Source organism: Sphingobium sp. RSMS (assembly GCF_005406185.4).
Lineage (GTDB): Bacteria > Pseudomonadota > Alphaproteobacteria > Sphingomonadales > Sphingomonadaceae > Sphingobium > Sphingobium fuliginis.
Window position 1 is genome coordinate 721,815 of the sequence record NZ_CM191258.1, and the last position, 20,477, is coordinate 742,291.

Consider the following 20,477-nt stretch of genomic DNA (forward strand, 5'->3'; position numbering starts at 1 on the left):
ACGACCATGATCAAGACCCTGCGCCGCACGACCGCCGCCTTGCTTCTCTGCGCCAGCGCATTGGCGGCGACGACCGCCAGCGCCGACACCGCCGGCAAGCCGACCACCGCCACCATCCATGCCGACCGGCCCGGCCCGGTCTATGACCGCCGCATCTTCACGCAATTCGCCGAACATCTGGGCCATGGCATCTATGGCGGCCTGTGGGTCGGCAATGATCGGTCGATCCCCAACACCAATGGTTTCCGCAACGATGTGGTGGCGGCGCTGCGCAACCTCTCCGTCCCAGTGATCCGCTGGCCGGGCGGCTGCTTCGCGGACGAATATCACTGGCGGGAGGGCGTCGGCCCGAAGGGCAAGCGCCCGATCAAGGTCAACACCAATTGGGGCGGCGTGACCGAACCCAACAGCGTCGGCACGCATGAATATTTCGAACTGCTGCGGCAGGTCGGCGCAGAAGCCTATATTTCCGGCAATGTCGGCAACGGCACGCCGCAGGAAATGGCGGAATGGGTCGAATATATCACCGCGCCCGCCGGCAGCCTGGCCGATGAGCGCGCGAAGAACGGGCACAAGGAACCCTGGGCGCTGCCCGCCTTCGGCATCGGCAATGAGCTGTGGGGCTGCGGCGGCAATATGCGCGCCGAATATGCCGCCGACGTGACGAAGCGCTATTCGACCTTCCTGAAGGTTCCCGCCGGCAAGACGCTGGTGCGGATCGCGTCGGGCGCGAACGGCGGCGACTATAACTGGACCGAAGTGATGATGCGCGACGCGGCCAAGCAACTGGATGCGCTGTCGCTCCATTATTACACCCTGCCCCAGGGCGGCTGGCCGCCCAAGGCCGATCCGGTCAATTTCGACGAGACCGCCTGGGCCGACACGCTGGCCGCCACATGGAAGATGGACGAGCTTATCACCGGCCATAGCAAGGTGATGGACAAATATGATCCGCAGAAGCGGATATTCCTGGCGGTAGACGAATGGGGCACATGGTATGCGCCCGACCCCGGCACCAATCCCGGCTTCCTGCGGCAGCAAAATACGCTGCGCGACGCGCTGGTCGCCTCCGTCAACCTCGACATCTTCGCCAAACATGCCGACCGGGTGCGCATGAGCGCCATCGCGCAGATGGTGAATGTGTTGCAGGCGATGATCCTGACCGAAGGCAGGAAGATGGTGCTCACCCCCACCTATCATGTCTTCGAAATGTACAAGCCCTGGCAGGACGCGACGGTGCTGCCGATCGACATCGACACGCCCTGGTACAACAAGGATAGGTTCGTCATGCCGGCGGTCAGCGGATCGGCGGTGCGGGCCAGGGACGGCAAGGTCCATGTCGGGCTGTCGAACCTCGATCCCAACCAGACCAATATGGTGACGGTGAAGCTGGACGGGCTGAACGCCGCCAATGTGTCGGGCCGCATCCTGACCGCCCCGGCGATCAATTCGCACAACAGCTTCGACGCGCCGGAGGTGGTGAAGCCCGCCGCCTTCACCGGCGCGCAGGTGAGCGGCGGCACGCTGACGGTGGCGCTGCCGCCCCGGTCCGTGGTCGTGCTCGACCTGCAATAACGATAATCACAGGAGGATGAGATGAAGCATCTATCTGCCCGGAAGGCATTGCGGCGCCCCTTCCGCTTCCCGGCCGCCCGCGCTTTCGCCATCGGCATCGCCGCCTGCGCCTTGGCTGCTCCGGCGCTGGGTCAGGCGCAGGACGACAGGATGACGCCCATTGCCGCCCCGGCCCAGCCCGACGCGATCGAACTGGGCACCGGCGCACTTCCCGGCGCCACGGCGAAGGAAAGCTGGCACCGCCAATATGGCAGCCGCTTTGCCCGCAACGTCACCGTTGCGACGCTGACGCCCTTCCTGCCCGATCCGGCCAAGGCTTCCGGCGCGGCGGTCGTCGTCGCGCCGGGCGGCGGTTTCCGCACGCTTTCCATGGACAATGAGGGCTATGACGTCGCGCGGGCGCTGGCGGCGAAGGGGGTTGCCGCCTTCGTGCTGAAATATCGGCTGCGCCAGACGCCAGCCGACATGGCGGGTTTCGAACGGTCGATGCAGGAGATGTTCTCCGGCGTGGCCAGGACGCCGCTGCCCGCTCCCGCCTCGGCAGCGACCGACCTTGCTCCGCAACTGGCGGATTCAACCGCCGCCTTCCGCCTGATCCGCGCACGGGCGGCGCAATGGCATGTCGACCCGGACCGGATCGGCATGATCGGCTTTTCCGCCGGGGCGATGCTGACCATGGCGACGACGCTGTCGGCCACGGAAGCGAAGCCGGCCTTCATCGGCAATATCTACGGTCCGCTGGGCAGCATGACCGTGCCGCAGGACGCGCCGCCGATGTTCGCCGCCATCGCCGCCGACGATCCGCTGTTCGGCAATCGCGACTTCAAGCTGATCGACGACTGGCGCGCGGCGCATCGCCCGGTGGAATTCCACCTTTACGAGCAGGGCGGCCACGGCTTCGGCATGTATCCGAAGGCGACCACCAGCACCGGCTGGTTCGACGCCTTCGTGCGGTGGATCGACATGCACGGCATGCTCAAGCGGGCGCGGTAACATGGTGGAAGGGAGGGGTTGATCCCATGCCGTCGGATCGGCCCCTCTGTCCTTAGCCTCCCAGCATCCGGTTCAGCCGGAACTTCAGCCGCCGCCGATAATCCTCGAAGGCGGAAACGCCGTGGATGACGCCCTTATTGGCGACCAGCGCGGCCTGGAGTTCCGGCATCGGCACGTCCTGCACATCGCGCACATTATCTTCGCCCAGCGCCATGGCGGCCGCCCTGCCCGCCGCTTCGCCCAGCGCCATGGACGTCAGTTCCATGCGGATCGTGGCAAAGGCCTGATGCGTCGCCGCCACGCAGAAGGGAACGATGAGGTTGGTGCACTGGTCCCGGTGCGGCAGCATCAGGTCCATCGGCAGCGGCGAGCGTTCATATTTCCCGCCGGTCCGCAACATGATCGAGCCTTCATTGCAGATGCCCCATCGCCCCGCCCCGTCCTGCACCGCGATGCGCCGGGTGGAATGGCTGTCCTGCCAATAAGAGCCCATGGCGACGATGCCCTTGCGGCGCGGCTCCGCGCCGTCCACGTCCGACAGGTCCCTGCCCGACCAGTTCAGCCCATTGTCGAGCCGACGCGCTTCGCGGACATAGAGTTGCGGCGACCAGCCCGGCAGGTCGTTGGGATGCGGATGGATGTGCCGGCCCCGAACCAGGCCCCATTCGCGCACCTCGCGTTGCAGGCCCGGCGGAATGCGCGGGTCGCGGCCATAGGCCATGGCGTGGAACCAGCCCCGCAGATAGGCTTCATGCGCCTTCCAGATCTTCTCCCGCGTCGCATAGTCGGCCTGGGGATAGTCGTGGCTGAGGCCCACGGCATCGATGGACATCAGCGCGCGGTTGTTGACGTCGTAAATGCCCGGCGCGACCTCATCCGCCTTCACCAGATCGCGGGCAAAGGTCCAGTCGCGTCCATATATCTGCCCCTTGCGCCGGCGGGCGTCCAGGTCGCGGAACAGCAGTTCGTAGCGGGATTCGTCATAGCCATCCGGCGCGCGGGCGGGCAGGTCCTGCCGCAGGTCGGGACGGTTGGTCATGGTCAGGCGGAAACAATAGGCCTGCACCGCCTTGTCCGCCGCGCCCAGGGGAAGATCGGGCGCCGCCGCGACATGCGGCAGCAGCGCGCCGCCCTCGCCATTCCAGAAAGGGCTGATCGGCGCGATGCTATCCTCATCGGGACGGCCGCCGCGCACCAGATGGCCGTTTTTCGCGCCGCGATAGCCGTTGAGCGGATTGGCGGCGTCGGCCGCCTCCCGCCCCACCTTGAACGCGACGCCGGCACGCGCCATGAGATCGCCTTCATAGCTGGCGTCGATGAACATGCGGCCGCGCACGATCCTGCCCGATTGCAGGAAGAATTCGCTTATGCGGCGATCGACGAGCTTGACGTCCTCCACACCGTCGGACCAGACCATCGGCACGCCCGCACTGGTCGTCATGCGCTCGAACAGGGGCACGGCAAGGGCGGGATCGAAGGCATAGCGGTTACGCGGCATGCCGCCCGCCGCCGCGAGCCGTTCGATCACGGCACGGGCCAGGCCGCCAAAGGCGTCAATGTCGCGATAATCGGTCCAGCTCAACCCGCCGGACAGCATGCCGCCCGGCTGCCGTTCCCGCCATCCGCCGACGATGATCGCGGACGCGCCCATCTGCGCGGCGCTGACGGCGGCGACGATGCCCGCCGGCGTCGCGCCATAGACGACGACATCGGCGCGCAAGGTCCGGCGCCCGACCATCGGCCTGCGCGAGGATTGGACGATGCGCGGTTCATTGTCGCGCTGACAGGCCGCCAATGCCGTGCCGGCCAGCCCGCCGGCGAGGAAAGTCCGTCGATCCATGATGCTCCCCAATAATGGAAGATTTATTTCATGCGCGGCGGCGATGATCCATTCGGTGTGATCACTTACCCATTGCGGGGAAATGCGCATTCGGTCGTTCCGGGGAGGGTATCGATCGGAAATGCAGTCTTGCCAGGGATCAGAAGGCGTTTCTGTGCACCAGAATCTGAACGGTGCCGAACAGGATCACGATGTCGCGCATCAGGCTCCAGCCATTCATATATTCAAGATCGGCTTCCACCCGCTGCAAAATATCCGCCCTGGTTTCGGTGGCGCCCCTGAACCCGCGAATCTGCGCAAGACCGGTTATTCCGGGTTTCAGCGCATGCCTTTTCCAATATTGGCGGTCGACGCGCCAGAACAATATGTCCTCCGCCGTCGACCCGATGGCATGAGGTCTTGGTCCGACAAGGCTCATCTCCCCCAGAAGGACATTGATGAGCTGCGGCAATTCATCGATGCTGGTCCGGCGGATGAAGCGGCCGACGCGCGTGATCCTGTCGTCCGTCCGGCTGGCCGAGCGGACGCCGTCCATATCGCATCGCTCCACCTTCATGCTGCGGAATTTGAGGATGCTGAACAGGGTGTTGCCCCGCCCGATCCGTTGCTGACGGAAGAAGACGGGGCCGGGCGAATCCAGCTTGATCGCAACGGCGACGGCGATCATCAGCGGCATCAGCCCGATCAGCAGGGGCACGGTGACGAACAGGTCCAGAAGCCGCTTCGTCGCCCGGTTCGCCAGGTTCAGCGGCCCTCGCGCCACCACCAGCGTGGCCATGTCCTGCCAGCGCCCGACCGTCAGCGGCGCCATGGATTCGACTTCGGGAGAGACGATCTCGCCCAATATATTGCCGCCCTTCAGCATCTGCGCCCAGGTCACGCGGCGGTCGGCGGGGCATGCGACGACCACCCTGTCGTGATCGCGCAGCAACATGCCCAGCCGGTGCAGCATATAGGGGTCGTCCAGATCGGCGCGAAGGCCGATGGCCTGCGCGTCCACCAGGGCCATCTGGCCCGGATTTTCCGGAATCGGGCAGTCGTCCACGATCAGCAGTTCGGCAAACAGCCGGTCCCCGAAATGGCGTTCGAGAAGGCGGCTCAACAGCAGCCGTTGCGCCAGCAGCAGCCCGCCGGCGCAGCCCAGCCCCGCCAGCACGGCGGCGCGGGAGAAGGTCGAGGTCGATTTCACCGCGAACAGCACGAGGAAGAAGATCAGCACCGTGCCGGCAAAGGCCCGCGCGGCATTGCGGCAACTGGTCGTCGCATTGGTCAGGCCGCGGGGATCATAGGCCTGATTGTGAAAGGCGATGATGAGATAGGCCATGAGCAGCGCCGCGACGGAGGCGCCGCTGTCGCGAAGCCCCCCGGCCACGGGCGCGAGCGCCAGTCCGACGCTCAGCCCGCATGTCAACGCCACCATGTCCCACAGCGCCAGGGCAAGGCAAAGCCAGATTCGCAAGGCGCGATGCGCCGCGGCAGGGCCCCGTCCGCCGGCAGGACGAGTCGCCATCGCCAGGTCAATTCTCGACATGCACACCTCATTTTGCGCGCCTGGAGGATTCTCCGTGCCCGTGGCACGCATTCGATCGAAACGCAGTTGATGCAGAATATCTGTTCCGGCGACCTGATCCTTATCAGCGCTAAATCAGACATAATGTCGCTTCAGGTGCAATCCGGGAGAATACAGAGGGTTGATCGACGGTCCGAAATATCAGCCGGTGCGTATTCCTGCGTAGATGACAGATGACGCCTTTCATCTATAGTTCATACAGGACAGCTTCGCGAAGCAGCCGAAAGAGCTGCGATTGGATGATGGAACAGGATGGCAATGATTATCGCGATGGCGGTCGTCTCCGGGATATGGATGCTTGGGTCCTGTAATCTCTGGCGATTGCAGAACAAGTCGCGGAACATTGTAAGGATTGGGTGGCGGGATCGGCTCTTCGCGCTGCTGTGGTTGCCGGCATCGCTTTATCTTCTGGTCATTTCACTGCCCTATCTCACCTGGGACCTTATCAGGCGGAAGCGGAGAGGACGCACATGGCGCCGGTCGGCGCAGGGCGCGAAACGGGCATCGCTGCGGCTGGTGAAATCATCCGCCCGGGTGGAGGGCCAGGACAGGCAATCGAGCCTGCCGCACCCCCCCTATGGCGGATCGCCATTGCAGGTCGTCAAGAGCAGGGCGGCGCCCGACGATGCCCTGTTCACGATCAGATCGCCGGCAGGACGGCGGCGCTGAAGTTTCAGGAGAGAGAGGAGAAGGCAGCGACGCGCCGGGGATCGGAGGACGAAGGCTCCGCATCCGGGCGCGGTGGAGCGGTTCGATCGGATTATGGCCGGTCGAACCGCTCCTATCGCTCATCCGGCCGCGAAATGCGGCGGAGGGCGGTCCATTTCGGGAGATGGCCCGATCCGGGCCGGAAACAACGGCCCGCCGATCGCCGGCCCGTGTTCCTCAGCAATCCAGTTGCCTGCCGATCCCGGCGGCGAACGCCACGCGCAAGGCATCGGACAGGCTGCGCGTCTCCAGCTTGGACATCAGATTGGCGCGGTGGATTTCCACGGTGCGCGGGCTAATGCCCAATTGCAGCGCGATATGCTTGTTCGGCAGGCCCATGGTCAGCCCCGACAGCACGTCGCGCTCCCTGGGGGTGAGCTTCTCCACCATGGCCCCTGCGCGCACCGCCCGCTGACGGCGCGCGCCGGTATCCTGGAACAGCGTCCAGCAATTTTCGACCGCGCGCAGCAGCGTCTCCCGCTCGAAGGGCTTCACCAGGAAATCGACCGCGCCCATCTTCATCGCCGTCACGGTGGAGGCGATGTCGCCATGGCCGGTCAGCATGATGATGGGGAAATAGAGTTCCGCCTCGTTCAGTCGCCGCTGCACCTCTATCCCGTCCATTTCCGGCATGCGCAGGTCCATGATCACGCACCCCAGCGGCTCGTTCGCGGCGGCCGCCAGAAAATGCGTGCCGCGCTGCCAGGTGCGGACCGTATAGCCCTCCAGCTCCAGCAGGAAGGCGGTCGCGGCGCGGACCGAATCCTCGTCATCCACGATGTGGATCAGCTTAGTGGGTTCCAATGGCGTTTCCCTTCTTGCGTCTGAGACTGAAACCGAAGCAGCTTCCCGTGACGCTCGGCTCCAGCCAGATCCGTCCGCCATGGGCTTCGACAATGGTGCGGCAGATGGACAGGCCGACGCCGGTCCCCTCTTCCTTGCTGCTGACAAAGGCATCGAAAATCCGGTCCTTGATCGCGGGCGGAATGCCCGAGCCGGTATCGGAAACCAGAAAATGCGTGGTGAGTTCGTCCGCCGCCGCGACCCGCACGGTCAGCCGCCGTTCCGGCTCCTCGCGCATGGCGTCGATGGCATTGCGGCAGAGATTGCCGATCACCTGCTGGATCTGGATCGGATCGGCAAAGATCGATCCGGTGCCCGGCGCGACGTCCATTTCGACGGTGACGTCCGCCGCCTCCGCCATGGCGGCGATCAGCGCCAGGCTGCTGCGCGCCACATCCTGCGCGTCGTGGATTTCCAGCAGCGCCTCTCCGTCGCTGGCGAAATCGCGCAGGCGGCGCATGATCGCGCCGGCGCGCACCGCTTCCTGCGCGGCGGAGCGGAAGATGCGGTTCAGCTTCGGCCGGTCCGCCTCCTGCCCGCGCATCAGCAGGATCGAACTGCCCTCCATATAGGCGGCGAGCGCGGTCAGCGGCTGGTTCAGTTCATGCGCCAGCATGGAGGCCATCGCGCCCATCGCGCTGTAGCGGGTGCCGTGCAGCATCTCCGTCTGGAGCAGTTCCAGCCGCGCCTTGGTCGCATCCTGTTCGGTGAGGTCGCGGATGAAGGCGGTATAGTGCGTCTCATGCGCGCCCTCCATCTTCACGAAGCTCATCTCGATGGGAAAGTTGGAGCCGTTGCGGCGGCGCCCGATCAGCCTGCGCGGATAGGATAGCGGCCCGTCGCTCTCCACATGGAGAGGCTCGTCGCGGACCTCTCGCGGCGGCTGCGCTCCGGTCAGCAGATGATCGAATTCCGCGCCTTCCAGCTCGCACAGATTATAGCCGAACATGCGGCAGGCGGTGCTGTTCATATAGTCGATCCGCCCTGAAATATCGACGACGAACACTGCGTCGGGCGCGGTTTCCAGGATGGACCGCAATTCCGCTTCGCGTTCCTGAAGGGCGACTTCCTGCGCCCGTTCCGCCGTCACGTCGCGCACCAGCTTGGCGAAGCCCTGAAGCCGTCCCTTGTTGTCGCGCAGCGCCGTCACCACGCAGTTCTGCATGAAGCTGCTGCGGTCGTTCCTGATGAAATGGCAGTCGAATTCGCAACTGCCATGCTCCTTGGCCAGGGCGAAGGCTTCGGCCATATTGTCTTCCATGCCGGGATGATGGGAATAGAGCAGCGATACCGGGCGGTTCACGATGTCGCGGCTGTCCCAGCCGGTGAAGCGTTCGGCGCCCCGGTTCCAGTGGACGACCCGCCCCTCCACATCGGTCATGTAGAGGGCGTAGTTGACCGATCCGTCGGTCAGCAGCTTCAATTGCTCTGTCAGGCGGTTGACATAGGCGCCCTGCCGTTCCGCCCGCGCACGCCAGAAGGTGGATTTCAGCGCCACCCCATTGGCCGCCACCATGACCAGCAGGAAGGCCAGGCCGTCCTCGCCGGTTCCGCCCCTGATCTTCACGTCGACAATGGCGTAGATGACCGTCAGCAGGCCGGCGGTGGTGACCGCGCCCGGGCCGATCCCCATCAGGGTGGCGACGGAAATCACGATCAGGGTGAGGACGGCATAGTCCCCGGCGGTCAGCGACGCGACGCCGTTGCGGAAAATCCACGAGGACGCGAGGAAGACGATGACCAGCGACGCGATATATTTGCCGAGGCCGCTCCAGCGCACTTCGGCAATCCACGCGGCCCACGCGGCGGGGACGAACCGTCGCGACGCATTACGCATGAATGCCAGCGAGAAATGCCGCTGAAGGCGCTCCCCGGCACCGGTTGCAAGCATAGTCTTTGACTCCGCGCTTATAGCCCAGAACTATTTCTTGCGACCTTGGTTTTTATTGGAGCAGGCCGGGATCGGCCCGACTCCGCTCATGCGTCATCCCCATAAGCCAGCCCTTCCTAAGGGAAATAGCTTAAGGGGAATTGCTGCGTTGCAATAGTGGTAACAGCATGGTCACGGATTGCCTAGTAGGTATTGCTACGGAATTTTACATCTTTACGGCAATAAAATCGCGCAAGAGCAATATATTAACATAGGTTATGCCGTGCCGTAGCGGCCCCTGGCGAACATCAGGAGCTGAACCAGCGCGTTTCGCCCGAGCAACAGGAGCGCAACGCCATAGGCCAGCGCTCCGGTGAGGATGGTGACGGTCAGCGCTTCGGCCGGGGCCATCTGGACCAGAAAGGGCCGCGCGCCCAGAACGCATCCCGCCATGGCCGCGGAAGCGAACAGCCCCAGCCGAACGGCGCGCCAGTAATCTGCCCAGCCGATCGGCAGCAGCAGGACCACGCCCAGGACGGAGAGCGGGTAGAGCAGCCAGGCGCGCAGGGTGAAGGCGGCGGCGATCGCGCCCGGCCCCTGATCCGCCGTCGCGAAGAAGAGGGTGCAGTTCACCACGGCATAGAGGGCGGCGAGCCATGTCTGCCATTGCGGCTTGCCAAGGGCGAGCATGAGCGACTGGTTATAGATGCCGACCGCCTGGAGCGCGCCGAAGAGGCTGAGATATTGCATCACAGGCACCGCCCCCGCCCAGCGCGGTCCGAAGACGAGATGGATGAAGGGATCGGCCACCAGCGCCATGCCGACAAAGGCCGGGGTGGTGATCAGCGATGTCGCGGATACGAGCTTGAGGAAGGCCGCCGTCAGTCGCGGCGGATCGTGCTTGAGCTGGGAGAAGGCCGGGAAGGCCACGCGGGAGAGGGCCCGCGCCAGCAGCAAGTTGGCGGCCAGCAGCGCGCGCTTGCCGACCGTATAGACGCCCGCCGCCGCCGCGCCCAGCACGACGCCCACGATCAGCACGTCGGAGTTGGAATTGAAGAAATTGGCGATGCCCGTCAGCGTCACATGACGGCTGTAGAAGAAGATTTCCCGTCCCTTCTGCCGCGCGAAGCGGAAGCGCGGCCGCCGGGGGCACGCCGCCCAGAGGATCGCGGCGCCGATCAGGGCGGTCGCCAGATTCTGCATCACCAGCGCCGTCAGCCCATAGCCAGCCATCGCCATGGGAATGCCGACCAGCGCGCCCGCCATGGTCGACAGGGTGGATCGCACCGCCAGCGGCCGCATCATCAGCGCCCGCGTCAGCCAGGCCTGCGGCACGACGTTCAGCGCGGAAAGGAAATTGGCGATGCTGAGCCAGCGCAGCACCCATGCCAGGCCCGGCTGGTCCAACGCCCGTTCCGCGACGCCGGCGCAGGCCAGGGTGAGCAGCAGCATCAGCGCGCCCAGGGCGAAGGCGATCCAGAAGGCGGTATCGTCCAGGTCGGGATCGTCGCGCCCGGCGCTGACCATCGGGGCGCTGATGCCCGACAGCACCGTCATCTGGAAGAACTGCCCCGCCAGCAGCGCCATGGCGACCACGCCCAGCGCCGCGGCGTCGACATAGCGGGCGACGATCATGAAGGCGAGGAACTGAAGCGCCTGCACGCTCCAGCTTTCGACCAGCGACCAGGCCATGCCCGATCGGATTTTCCCGGCTATGCCGCCCGTGGTTGCGGACATGATGCTTCCCTTATTGTCTTATGAAGTCGTCGCCCGCGCGGACATGCTTGACGAAACTGGCCGGATTGCCGCGCCAGAGCTGGCGGGGGGGAACATCCTGGAACACCACGGCGCCCGCGGCGATGACGCTGTGATCCCCGATCGACACGCCCGGCAGGATCGTGGCGTTGCGCCCGATCCAGACATTGCGGCCTATGCGGATCGGCCGGGGCCGGGCGGCATGCCCTTCATGCACGGCATGGAAGCTGGTGTCGAACAGGCTGGCATGATCCCCGATCCGGCTGAAGGCGCCGATCTCCACACTGGCGGCGCTGAAGATGGTGACGCCGCTGTTGAGCGATACCTGATCGCCCAGGACGATCCGGCCGTTTCCGGCGGTCTTCAGCCTGATGCGGGCAGGCTCGTTGCGCAGGCGCACAGCCTCCCCCAGGATAAGCTGCCCGGCGAGATAGGGGACGCCGCCGCGCACCCGCAAGGCCCGGCCCGCCTTGCCGCCCGCCGCCCGCAGGCGCCAGCGGGTCCATCGCGCATAGAGGTCGTCGAGCCGGGCGGTGACGAACAGTCTCATCGGCGCGTGAACACCAGTTTGGCGGGATTGCCCGACATGACCGACATGGCCGGCACCCGGCCCGACACCACTGCATTGGGCGCGATGATCGCGCCATCCTCTATCTGGCTGTTGTCCAGGATCACCGCGCCCGCGCCGATCCAGACATTGTTGCCGATGCTGGTCGGGCCGCCCGACTGCAACCCCTGTTCGCGGATCAGCCGGTCGGCGCGGTCATAGCGGTAATTGACGCCGATGATGGAGACGTTCGGGCTGATCAGGCAGTCGTCGCCGATGACGATGCCATGGCTGTGCCCGGCGATGAACACGCCGCAGCCTATGTCGGTCCGCTCCCCGATCCGCACGGGCCCTTCGCTCGCCTTGATCTTCACGAAGGAGCTGATCTGGGACCTGCGGCCGATCTTCAGCAGCCTGCTCCATTCCAGTTCCGCGCGCGGGCTGACGATCGCGCGCCCGGCGAACAGATGGTAGAGGCTGTGCACGAAGCCCGGAATGGCGAAGCGGCGTATGGCGACACCCATGCGCATGGCGTCACGCCTCGCCCAATGTCCGCGACAATTGTTCCACCGTGCGGATCTCGGCGATCTGGTCCATGCTGAGGCGCACGCCATATTGCGCCTCGAACGCGGTGATGATCCGCAGATGGGCCAGCGAATCCCAGCCGGGCACATCGTCCCGGTCGAGACGCAGGTCGATCCGGGACGGATCGACTTCGATGATGTCGCCGACAAGGTTCAGCAGGTCGTCCATGTTCACAGCCATTATTTCGTCTCCAGCATGATCCAGTCGCAATCCCTGAACGCGACATCCGCCCGGCAAAGCGCATAGTCGGTGCGGTCGCCGCCATCGGCGGCGGCAAAGCCCTGATCGTCGAAAAAGCCGCGCACCGGGCCGTTCTTGGCCGTCGGAACATGGCTGCCGTGCAGGGATGCGGCGTCGCTTTCCAGAAAGCGGCGCTTGACATCGTTCATCACGGCATGTTCCAGGCCCCGGCCCATGGCGCGGCAGCTCATCAGGAAATGCCGGATATGGAGCGCCGCGCCCTCCCGCCTCAGGGCGCAGATCGCCACTGTGCCCAATTGCCCGAAGCGGTCGCGCAGATCCGCCACGATGAGCTGCCATGCCGGGTCGGTCATCATCGCCTCCACCTCCCCCATGGTGGGGCGGCCCGTGGTCAGGTTGAACTGGTTGGTCTTGTTGAAGAGCTGATGCACCCTCAACAGGTCGGCCGGCCCGGCGTCGCGGATCGCCGCGCGCATGTCGAGCCCGCGCAGATAGTCCATCGGGTCGCAGGACGCGCACAGCGCATCCCGCCCGGCGGCCAGCGCATAATGTTCGGTCCTGGCCCTGTCCTCCGCCGTCAGGCGGCTTTTCTCGAACCAGGGCAGCGCGTCCAATATGTCGACATAGTCGGATGGATCGGGCGGCAGCAGCACGGCATGGACATCCGGGCAATATTGCCGCACGGCCGCAATCTCCGCCGCGTTGTCGTCGAGGAACACCAGCGCGTCCAGACCGATGTTGAGCTGCCTCGCAATCTTCCCGATCCCCGTATATTTGCTGTCCCAGCCTATCGCCGTCGCCGCCATATCCGACAATTGCAGCGGCATGTCGTCACGCAGGCGAAACACTTCCTCGACATCTTCCGGATTGTTCTTGCTGCACAATGCGAGCAGGATGCCGCGTTCCTTCAGCGCCTTGATCCTGAGCTGGAAGGCGCGGAACGCCTCCCCCACCATGTCGCCGCGGCCGACGCGGATGCCATGGGGGCCGTCCTCGCCCACCACCCCGCCCCACAGGCTGTTGTCGAGGTCCAGCACCAGGCATTTGCGCGCGGCGCCGAGCGCGCCGACCAGCGCATGGGCGAAGACCGCGCCGAATTCCCGCATCATCGCGTCCGTCCAGCCCAATCCGGCGATATAGTGCATCCGCCGGTCCACCGCCTGGCGCGTGCCGACCCGGCCCATCGCCTCGACCACGTCGAGCATCATCGCCCTGGGGCGCGCCCGCACGGCGCGGAGCAGCGCCAGGTTCAGGTCCAGGAAGAATTCGCGCTCGCCATAATCGCTGCTGAGGTCCGCGACGCCCAGCGCACTGGAAGGACAGGGGAAATTGGCGACGATCAGCGTCGCCGCGGTGCGCATGACCGCGCTGTCGATCCAGCCCTCCACCTCCGCCATCATGTCGTCGCGCAGGCGATGACGGTCCTCGACGGAGAGCTGGTGGAACCGTTCGAAGGCGTCGGGCCGCATCGCCTGCGCCGACAGCAGCAGGACGATGACATGGGGGTCGAAGCGCTGGAGCGCCTCGCCATGCAGGTCCTGCATATATTGGCCGAAGGGGCTGACATGGAATGCGGACATCTGGCCGACCTTCGCCGCCTCCACGCGCAGGAAGGGGGTGAGAAGGTCCAGCGTGACATTGCCCATCAACGCCACGTGCACGCCCGCCTGCGCCTCCATCTCGCGCAGCAGCCGGCCGGTCTTGCGGTAGTCGAGCGCCGCCGATCCGGCGTGCAGCGACTGCATCATCTCAGCAAAGCCCATCTGGGTGGTCATTTCTCAATCCTTTCCAAGCCGACGCCAGGCGAGGTGCAGCGTGAACAGCGTCGGGATCGCGCCGCCCAGCGTCGCCCCCCATAGCAGCCCGGTGATTCCGCAGGCGGCCCCGGCCAGCGCGCCGCAGACCGTCAGCGCCAGACCCACCACCCCCCATCCGTTGAGCAGCACCAGATCGGCGGGCGATCCCGCCGCCGTGAGCATCGCCCGGGGGAAGGCCATGGCGACCTTCCCCACGCCGTTCGCACAGGCGGCGAGGATCAGGGCCGGGCCGATGGCATAGAGGCCGCCTGTCACTATGGCGGCGATCCACGGGCCGCAGGCGACAAGGCCCGCCGTCGCCACGACGATCACCGCCAGCAGCGGCCTGGCCTCCGCCAGCACGACGGCCTGCCGGCGCGCCCGCTGCGCACCGATCAGGCGCGGGGCGAGGGTGAAGCCGACGCCGGACGCGAGCAGGCGGAAGGGAAAGATCGCGACCGACGCCAGCACGCCGAACAGCGCCAGTTCCTTCAGGTCCAGCGGGATCGGGATGATGATCCGTTCGACCTGAAGCGACACCGTGCCGAGGGCGACGAGGCCCAGCATCGATCCCGCCTCGCGCCAGCGGCGGGCGGGGTGGACGGCATCGCCGTCCTTCGCCCTGCGGCGCAGAAGGCCCCAGCCGATCGCGCCGAAGACGATGTTTCCGGCGGCGAATATGGCAAGAGGCGCCGTCCCGTCCTTCAGGCCGAAGACGACGGCCGCGGTCCCGGCCAGCAACAGGACGAAACTGGCCGAAATCGCAAGCAGCATGGAGGCGCCGGGCACGGCCCGCGCGCGAAGGCCGGTGCTGGTCGCCGCGACCAGCCCGCCGCCGGCAATCGCCAGCGCGGTCAGCCATGCCTCCGCCGGATGCAGTCCGCCCAGCAGGCCTGCCGCCATGCCCACCAGTCCGCCCACCACAAGGCCGGAGAAGATCAGGAAAGCCAGCAATCCTTTGCCCGCGCGCATCGGTCCGCGCAGGAACAGCTGGTCGACGCCCAGCGGCGTCAGCAGGCCGAAGATATTGAACAGGGCGACGGCCAGGGTGAAGCGGCCATAAGCCTCCACCGGCAGTTCCCGCGCCAGCAGCAGCATGCCCAGGGTGAAGGCCGCGCCCGACAGGCCGAAGCCCAGCGCGGCGAACAGGCTGGAGGCGGCCTTGTTGGTCGCCCGCGCGTTGGCGCCGACCGCCGTCATGCGGCCTCCAGCGCGGTGGGCGGAGGGGGCGTGCCCGCATCCGGCGAAAGCACGGCATAGGCGCGCCGCAGCCGGTCGACGAAGGCGGCATGGCCATAGTCGAGCCGCGCCCTTGCGGCGGCGGCCTCCCCCAGCCTCGCCCTCAGCGCGTCGTCGGCGCAGAGCCGCCGCAACCCTTGCGCCAGGTCCTGCGCCGTCGCGGGCGTCAACATGGCGCAACGCGCGTCCAGAACCTGGGAATGGCTTTCGATGTTGGTCGCCAGCAGCGCCTTGCCCGACGCCATGTAGGAGAAGATCTTCATCGGCGTGTTCCGGCCCTTCAGCCGCGGCGAACAGAGGATGTCGGCCTGCGCCAGATAGCGGCCGAGGCCATCGAGCGGGCGCGGGCCAAGCAGGCGCACATCGCCTTCCAGCCCGCATTGCAGGGCGAGTTGCCGATGCTGCGCGACATGATCCGCCTTGCCGCCGATCACGACCAGCGCGGGACGCTCGGCAGGCGCAAGCGCCGCCATCGCCTGGATCAGCAGGTGGACGCCCTGATAGGATTCGAGGTTGCCGACATAAAGCGCGAGCGGGCGATCCTTTGCGTTCGGGCGCAGGTCTTCGACCGGCGCCGCGGTGGCGGGCCCTTCCATCGCCACGTCGGGCAGCAGGTGGATGCGATCGGCGGCTGCGGAGCGGCTGGCGCTCTGCTGGATGGCGGGGCAGACGGCGATCACCAGGTCGCTGCGGCGGAAGGCGAATTGCTCGCACCGTTCGACGATCCAGGCGATGGCGCGGGCCCGCGGCCATTTTTCGACGATCTGCTCGCTCAGGATCGAGTCCGCGTCATAGACGAGGCGCGTTCCGAACAGCCGGGACAAGGGCAGCGCGAAGAAGGCCGCTTCCTCGACGGCATGGATGACGTCAGGGCGATAACGCCGAAGCAGGCCGACCGCGGCAAAGAGCATCCAGAGGTCGCAGACCAGCTTCCCGAGCGAAAAACCGATGGGGACATTGCGGACGCCCGGCGGGGCGGCGATGCGGTGATGCCGCACGCCGGGCATCGGCACGTCGCGCCCTTCATGGAAGCTCAGCAGCGCGACCTCATGCCCCTGCGCCGCCAGAGCTTCGGCCGCCATGCGCACGGCAATGGGCGTGCCGCGTTCCTCGTAAAAGGGCTGGGGCGCCAGCATCAATATCTTCATGAGGCCATCCTCAGGCGAAGCTGGTTGCCGAGGAAATGCAGCGGGCTTGCAAGAGCGCCATAATGCCGCTCCTGCCGCCCGGCCGAACGGATGAGCGCGCGCAGGTCGCGTCCGGGCCGGTCGGCCGAAAGCCCGCCATGCAGGATGGTTCCGAAAGTCCCGATCCGCCGCGCATCGCCGCGCAATGGCAGGGGGTCCGATCCGCGCAGCACCGTCCGGTGGCGGAAGCGGCGTTCCGGCCAGAAGGCGGGGCGCCCGCCATTGTCGCCCAACAGCAACCGGCCTTCCGGATCGCCGGCCAGCAGCCTGTCGACCAGCCGTCCTCGCGCGCCGGCCCATTTGCCGACGCCCCAGGGAAGGATGGTCAGCGCGTCCGCCGCGCCCATCGCAGCGACCAATTGTTCGGCCGGCGCGCCGTCGGCGAAACCGGCGGCGGTGGCCAGCGCCAGTATCTCCAGCCGTTCGGCGCTGACGACCTGCCGGCCGGCCAGCACCAATATGTCGGCGGAACCGGTTTCCAGCCACAGGCTTTCCGGTTCCGCGGTCGACCGGCCCGATGCCTTCAGCATTCCGAACGCGTTGCAGCCCTGCTGCTCCGCCAGCATGAAGACGGGCAGGCAGTCCTTCCCGGCGGCCGCCATCATGCGCCCATGCGCCTGCATCAGCCGGTCCCGCGGATCGTCGCCGGGATGCAGATGGACGTGCGCGTCGATCATCAGCTCAGGCATGGCGCGGCCGCCATCCGCCGGTTCGCGGCAAGGGCGCGGCAGGCCACAGGCGGCGCGCCACCTGTTCGCTCAGCAGCGGCGCGGTGGTCAGCTTGCCGCTGACCAGCATATGATAGCCCTCCGGCCCCGGACGCAGATGCCGGTCGCCCGGATGAAGCGCCCGGCCGCTGCCGTCGCGGTCCGGCAGCAGGCCGGCATAGGTGGCCAGCACCGATCCTTCGTCCAGTTCGACATTGGGCAGGCACTGGCGGATGGATGAGAGGGCGGACCGGACATCCTCCGCCGTGGGTTCGGGCGAAAGGATGCCGGGCGCGGGACGGTAGAAAGTGCCGACGAGCGTCGCGGCGCCATAACGGCGAAAGAAGAAGCTGCGTCCGCGCCCCGGCGTGGGCGACAGGGCGTAGGCGTCGCTGGCGGGGGGCGCGGGAATGTCCATCAGCAGGTTGAAGGCGAGGACCGCCGCGCTCGGCACCCGGCGCGCCGGCCCCATGCAGCGTCCCGCCTGCGCGCCGCCGCAATCGAACAGCCGGTCGGCGGCGATCCTCTGTTCGCGCCCGTCGCTTGCGTTGCGCAACAGGACGGCCTGGAGGCGGCCGCCCTGCTCGATCAGGCCGGTGACTTCGGTGGAGCGCAACACGACGCCGCCGCGCTGCTCCACTTCGGCCAGCATTTCCCTCAACAGCGCGGGCGGGTTCAGCAACTGCGCATCGTACCAGACCGCGCCGCCCAGCAGGCCATGGGATGCGACGTCATAGGCCTGCAAGACCTCCTGCCGCGAACAGGCGCCATCTTCGGGAAGCGGCACATGCTGGCCAAGCGCCGTTCGCAGCAGCCGGTCGAAGCCTCGCGCAAGGGCGAACAGCCGGGGCGAGCGGGGGGCGCCGGCATAAAGCGGCATCACGCAGCGCAGCGGCCGCACCTGATGGGGGTAGCGGTCGATATACCAGTTCTGCGCGCGGCGGCTGCGCACCCAGCGGGGGATGTTCATCGACTGGAGGTAGCGCAGCCCGCCATGGACGATGCCATAGCTGTTGACGGACGCGCCGGAGGGCTGGTCGTCCCGATCGACGAGGATCGGGCACACGCCCCGTTCGAGCGCGGCGAGCGCCAGCGTGGCGCCCTGGATGCCCGCCCCTATGATGACGGTTTCAGGCATCGGCGGACACATGCTCCACGATCTTCTCGATCCGATAATGCTGCTTGCCGTCGCCGCGGGTGAAGATGACGATCTCCGCGATCAGGCCGATCGCCGCGATCTGGATGCCCAGCACCAGCAGCAGCACGACCAGCACCAGCAGCGGGCGGTCGCCCAGCGGGATATTGCTGACCTCCCGCTGGAACAGCAGGAAAGCCATCAGGACCAGGCTGCTCAGGATCGACGCCGCGCCCACCGTGCCGAAGAAGCGGAAGGGGCGCTGCATGAAGCGGACGAGGAAGCCGACCGCCATCAGGTCCATCATCACGTCGAAATAGACGCCCGGCTTGTGCTGCGGCCGGCCAGCGTCGCTTTCGGCCTGCGGCAGGGTGAGCTGGACGACCTTGAAGCCATGCACCTCCGCCAGCAGGGGCAGGAAGCGCTGCTTCTCATCCTGGATCGGGATTTCGTCGAAGACGCTGCGGTGGACGGCGCGGACGAGGCATCCGGGATCGTCATATTTGGCTCCGGCGAAGCGCGCCATCTTCTGGAAGCCCCAGCCGCGCAGCCGGTTGAACATGGCGTCCGCCCGCCTGTCGCGGCGGGCGGCGACGACGTCGGCTTCGTCCAGATGATCCAGAAGTTCGGAGATCGCCGCGCCGCCGATCTGGAAATAAGCGGGCAGGAACAGCAGGTGCCGCCCGCTCGACTGGCGGATGCCTTCGCGCAGGCAGGCGGATTCCCCGAACTCCCGGCCGAAGCGGATGATCTCTATGGGTTCGCCGTCGCGTTGCAGTTGTTCCAGCGTGGCGACCGGATAGTCCGGCTGTCCGTCGATGACGAAGATGAACTCGTAACTTTTCCCCGAGGATGCAACCCTGTCCCGATATTCGGCATAGACGCGGGCGACATCGTCGAAACGCTTGAGGACCGGGACGATGACGGAAATGTCCATGACTTCGACCAGGTCCAGCTTTGCCGTGGCAACCATTGTTCAATCCCCCAATTTGATTTGGGCCGACAGTTTCGCGCCCAGCGACGCGAAACCCGAAACATTGCCGGTCAGGCTGGCGAGCATCTGCCCAATCACCGCCCATCCCAGCAGGAACAGCGCCAGCGACAGCCAGAGCACGCCGATGGCCAGCATCGGCAGCGCCAGCCCCCCGCCCCAGACCGCCGCCGCGACGGACAGCAGGCCAAGCAGGGTGATGCCGACGATCATATGGCGCGGCCAAGCCATGGGCCGCCGCACGAAGCTGAGCAGGATGCGGATCGACACGATGTCCAGCATCACCTTGTAGATGCGCGAGAAGCCATATTTGGAGACGCCGAACTGGCGCGGATGGTGCCGCACCTCGATCTGCGCCAGACGCGCCCCGGCCAGGCGGGAGAGGGCCGGAATGAAGCGGTGCATTTCTCCATACATGGGCAATTGCTTGATGAGGATGCTGCGGAAGGCCTTCAGCGAACAGCCGCTGTCCCGCACCGCCACGCCCATCAGCCGGGCCATGATGCGGTTGGCGCATTTCGACACGAAGACGCGCAGCCCGCCATCCTGCCGCTTCCTGCGCCAGCCGACGACGATGTCGTGCCCGGCGTCGATCAGTTCGACCATGCGGGGTATGTCCAGCGGATCGTTCTGCAGATCGCCGTCCATGGTGACGATGATGTCGCCGCGGGCATTCTGGATGCCGGCCGCCATCGCGGCGGTCTGGCCGTAATTGCCGCGGAACTTGACGATGCGCACGCGCCCGTCCCGCTCAGCGACTTCCGCCGCGCGGATAAAGGTCGCGTCCCTGCTGCCGTCATCGACCAGCACGACTTCATAGCTGGGCCGGAAGTCGGTCAATGCATTGCTGATCGCTTCATGCAAAAGCCGTACATTGTCCTCTTCATTATAAAGAGGAACGACAATCGAAACATCGACCATGCGTCCATTCCTAC

General features: G+C 66.3%; 18 protein-coding genes. 3 read left to right on the forward strand and 15 right to left on the reverse strand.

Annotated features, from left to right (window positions below):
- The first annotated feature begins 6 nt into the window (after nt 1-6).
- Both EGM87_RS21220 and EGM87_RS21225 read left to right on the forward strand, forming a co-directional pair.
- Nucleotides 7-1,575 carry an alpha-N-arabinofuranosidase gene (locus tag EGM87_RS21220; RefSeq protein ID WP_137708884.1) on the forward strand — a complete coding sequence of 523 codons (1,569 nt, stop codon included), beginning with the start codon at nt 7-9 and terminating at the stop codon, nt 1,573-1,575.
- A gap of 21 nt (nt 1,576-1,596) precedes the next feature.
- Nucleotides 1,597-2,568, forward strand: a complete 972-nt coding sequence (locus tag EGM87_RS21225; RefSeq protein WP_103001549.1) for an alpha/beta hydrolase — start codon at nt 1,597-1,599, stop codon at nt 2,566-2,568.
- 52 nt (nt 2,569-2,620) lie between these two features.
- On the opposite strand, the gene EGM87_RS21230 is transcribed toward EGM87_RS21225, so the two are convergent.
- Together EGM87_RS21230 and EGM87_RS21235 are read right to left on the reverse strand one after the other, a co-directional pair.
- Nucleotides 2,621-4,408 (reverse strand): FAD-dependent oxidoreductase, encoded by a 1,788-nt coding sequence (locus EGM87_RS21230; protein ID WP_253719171.1) that lies wholly within the window; start codon nt 4,406-4,408, stop codon nt 2,621-2,623.
- 139 nt (nt 4,409-4,547) lie between these two features.
- Complete coding sequence (locus EGM87_RS21235; protein WP_044661119.1) at nt 4,548-5,939, reverse strand: sugar transferase; 1,392 nt, start codon at nt 5,937-5,939, stop codon at nt 4,548-4,550.
- Nucleotides 5,940-6,230: 291 nt separating this feature from the next.
- Here EGM87_RS21235 and EGM87_RS21240 point away from each other — a divergent pair, with 291 nt between their 5' ends.
- A complete protein-coding gene (locus tag EGM87_RS21240; RefSeq protein ID WP_137708883.1) occupies nt 6,231-6,647 on the forward strand; it encodes a hypothetical protein in 417 nt (138 codons plus the stop codon).
- 216 nt (nt 6,648-6,863) lie between these two features.
- On the opposite strand, the gene EGM87_RS21245 is transcribed toward EGM87_RS21240, so the two are convergent.
- The 13 genes from EGM87_RS21245 to EGM87_RS21305 form a co-directional block, all read right to left on the reverse strand.
- Entirely contained in the window at nt 6,864-7,490 is a 627-nt protein-coding gene (locus tag EGM87_RS21245; RefSeq protein WP_226869583.1) for a response regulator transcription factor, read from the reverse strand.
- Nucleotides 7,477-9,420: a PAS domain S-box protein gene (locus EGM87_RS21250; protein ID WP_137708882.1), complete on the reverse strand. Its 1,944-nt coding sequence runs from the start codon at nt 9,418-9,420 to the stop codon at nt 7,477-7,479. Before EGM87_RS21250 ends, EGM87_RS21245 begins: the two co-directional genes overlap by 14 nt.
- Before the next feature lie 255 nt (nt 9,421-9,675).
- Entirely contained in the window at nt 9,676-11,136 is a 1,461-nt protein-coding gene (locus EGM87_RS21255) for a lipopolysaccharide biosynthesis protein (protein WP_025547649.1), read from the reverse strand.
- Nucleotides 11,137-11,146: 10 nt separating this feature from the next.
- Nucleotides 11,147-11,704, reverse strand: coding sequence for an acyltransferase (locus tag EGM87_RS21260; protein WP_048575521.1), 558 nt, complete (start codon nt 11,702-11,704; stop codon nt 11,147-11,149).
- Nucleotides 11,701-12,231: an acyltransferase gene (locus tag EGM87_RS21265; protein ID WP_025547653.1), complete on the reverse strand. Its 531-nt coding sequence runs from the start codon at nt 12,229-12,231 to the stop codon at nt 11,701-11,703. The genes EGM87_RS21260 and EGM87_RS21265 overlap by 4 nt, the downstream gene beginning before the upstream one ends.
- A gap of 4 nt (nt 12,232-12,235) precedes the next feature.
- Nucleotides 12,236-12,466: an acyl carrier protein gene (locus EGM87_RS21270; RefSeq protein WP_025547655.1), complete on the reverse strand. Its 231-nt coding sequence runs from the start codon at nt 12,464-12,466 to the stop codon at nt 12,236-12,238.
- The gene (locus tag EGM87_RS21275) at nt 12,466-14,262 is read right to left on the reverse strand and encodes an HAD-IIIC family phosphatase (RefSeq protein ID WP_025547657.1); all 1,797 of its coding nucleotides are present in this window, start codon (nt 14,260-14,262) and stop codon (nt 12,466-12,468) included. The genes EGM87_RS21270 and EGM87_RS21275 overlap by 1 nt, the downstream gene beginning before the upstream one ends.
- A gap of 3 nt (nt 14,263-14,265) precedes the next feature.
- The gene (locus tag EGM87_RS21280; protein ID WP_025547659.1) at nt 14,266-15,483 is read right to left on the reverse strand and encodes a polysaccharide biosynthesis protein; all 1,218 of its coding nucleotides are present in this window, start codon (nt 15,481-15,483) and stop codon (nt 14,266-14,268) included.
- Nucleotides 15,480-16,670, reverse strand: coding sequence for a glycosyltransferase family 4 protein (locus tag EGM87_RS21285; RefSeq protein ID WP_065847405.1), 1,191 nt, complete (start codon nt 16,668-16,670; stop codon nt 15,480-15,482). The genes EGM87_RS21280 and EGM87_RS21285 overlap by 4 nt, the downstream gene beginning before the upstream one ends.
- On the reverse strand, nt 16,667-17,398 hold the full coding sequence (locus EGM87_RS21290) for a hypothetical protein (protein WP_137708881.1): 732 nt from the start codon (nt 17,396-17,398) through the stop codon (nt 16,667-16,669). Before EGM87_RS21290 ends, EGM87_RS21285 begins: the two co-directional genes overlap by 4 nt.
- Entirely contained in the window at nt 17,391-18,554 is a 1,164-nt protein-coding gene (locus EGM87_RS21295) for an FAD-dependent oxidoreductase (RefSeq protein WP_065847412.1), read from the reverse strand. The genes EGM87_RS21290 and EGM87_RS21295 overlap by 8 nt, the downstream gene beginning before the upstream one ends.
- The gene (locus EGM87_RS21300; protein ID WP_025547663.1) at nt 18,547-19,524 is read right to left on the reverse strand and encodes a glycosyltransferase family 2 protein; all 978 of its coding nucleotides are present in this window, start codon (nt 19,522-19,524) and stop codon (nt 18,547-18,549) included. Before EGM87_RS21300 ends, EGM87_RS21295 begins: the two co-directional genes overlap by 8 nt.
- A gap of 3 nt (nt 19,525-19,527) precedes the next feature.
- On the reverse strand, nt 19,528-20,463 hold the full coding sequence (locus EGM87_RS21305; RefSeq protein WP_025547665.1) for a glycosyltransferase family 2 protein: 936 nt from the start codon (nt 20,461-20,463) through the stop codon (nt 19,528-19,530).
- Between the last annotated feature and the right edge of the window lie 14 nt (nt 20,464-20,477).

Bases quoted from the DNA above. Each gene is read 5' to 3' on its own strand.
- EGM87_RS21260 (WP_048575521.1), bottom strand. From the start codon at position 11,704: ATGAGACTGTTCGTCACCGCCCGGCTCGACGACCTCTATGCGCGATGG.
- EGM87_RS21255 (WP_025547649.1), bottom strand. From the start codon at position 11,136: ATGTCCGCAACCACGGGCGGCATAGCCGGGAAAATCCGATCGGGCATG.
- EGM87_RS21300 (WP_025547663.1), bottom strand. From the start codon at position 19,524: ATGGTTGCCACGGCAAAGCTGGACCTGGTCGAAGTCATGGACATTTCC.
- EGM87_RS21280 (WP_025547659.1), bottom strand. From the start codon at position 15,483: ATGACGGCGGTCGGCGCCAACGCGCGGGCGACCAACAAGGCCGCCTCC.
- EGM87_RS21275 (WP_025547657.1), bottom strand. From the start codon at position 14,262: ATGACCACCCAGATGGGCTTTGCTGAGATGATGCAGTCGCTGCACGCC.
- EGM87_RS21295 (WP_065847412.1), bottom strand. From the start codon at position 18,554: ATGCCTGAAACCGTCATCATAGGGGCGGGCATCCAGGGCGCCACGCTG.
- EGM87_RS21270 (WP_025547655.1), bottom strand. From the start codon at position 12,466: ATGGCTGTGAACATGGACGACCTGCTGAACCTTGTCGGCGACATCATC.
- EGM87_RS21290 (WP_137708881.1), bottom strand. From the start codon at position 17,398: ATGCCTGAGCTGATGATCGACGCGCACGTCCATCTGCATCCCGGCGAC.
- EGM87_RS21285 (WP_065847405.1), bottom strand. From the start codon at position 16,670: ATGAAGATATTGATGCTGGCGCCCCAGCCCTTTTACGAGGAACGCGGC.
- EGM87_RS21305 (WP_025547665.1), bottom strand. From the start codon at position 20,463: ATGGTCGATGTTTCGATTGTCGTTCCTCTTTATAATGAAGAGGACAAT.
- EGM87_RS21250 (WP_137708882.1), bottom strand. From the start codon at position 9,420: ATGCTTGCAACCGGTGCCGGGGAGCGCCTTCAGCGGCATTTCTCGCTG.
- EGM87_RS21220 (WP_137708884.1), top strand. From the start codon at position 7: ATGATCAAGACCCTGCGCCGCACGACCGCCGCCTTGCTTCTCTGCGCC.
- EGM87_RS21235 (WP_044661119.1), bottom strand. From the start codon at position 5,939: ATGTCGAGAATTGACCTGGCGATGGCGACTCGTCCTGCCGGCGGACGG.
- EGM87_RS21265 (WP_025547653.1), bottom strand. From the start codon at position 12,231: ATGCGCATGGGTGTCGCCATACGCCGCTTCGCCATTCCGGGCTTCGTG.
- EGM87_RS21240 (WP_137708883.1), top strand. From the start codon at position 6,231: ATGGCAATGATTATCGCGATGGCGGTCGTCTCCGGGATATGGATGCTT.
- EGM87_RS21225 (WP_103001549.1), top strand. From the start codon at position 1,597: ATGAAGCATCTATCTGCCCGGAAGGCATTGCGGCGCCCCTTCCGCTTC.
- EGM87_RS21230 (WP_253719171.1), bottom strand. From the start codon at position 4,408: ATGGATCGACGGACTTTCCTCGCCGGCGGGCTGGCCGGCACGGCATTG.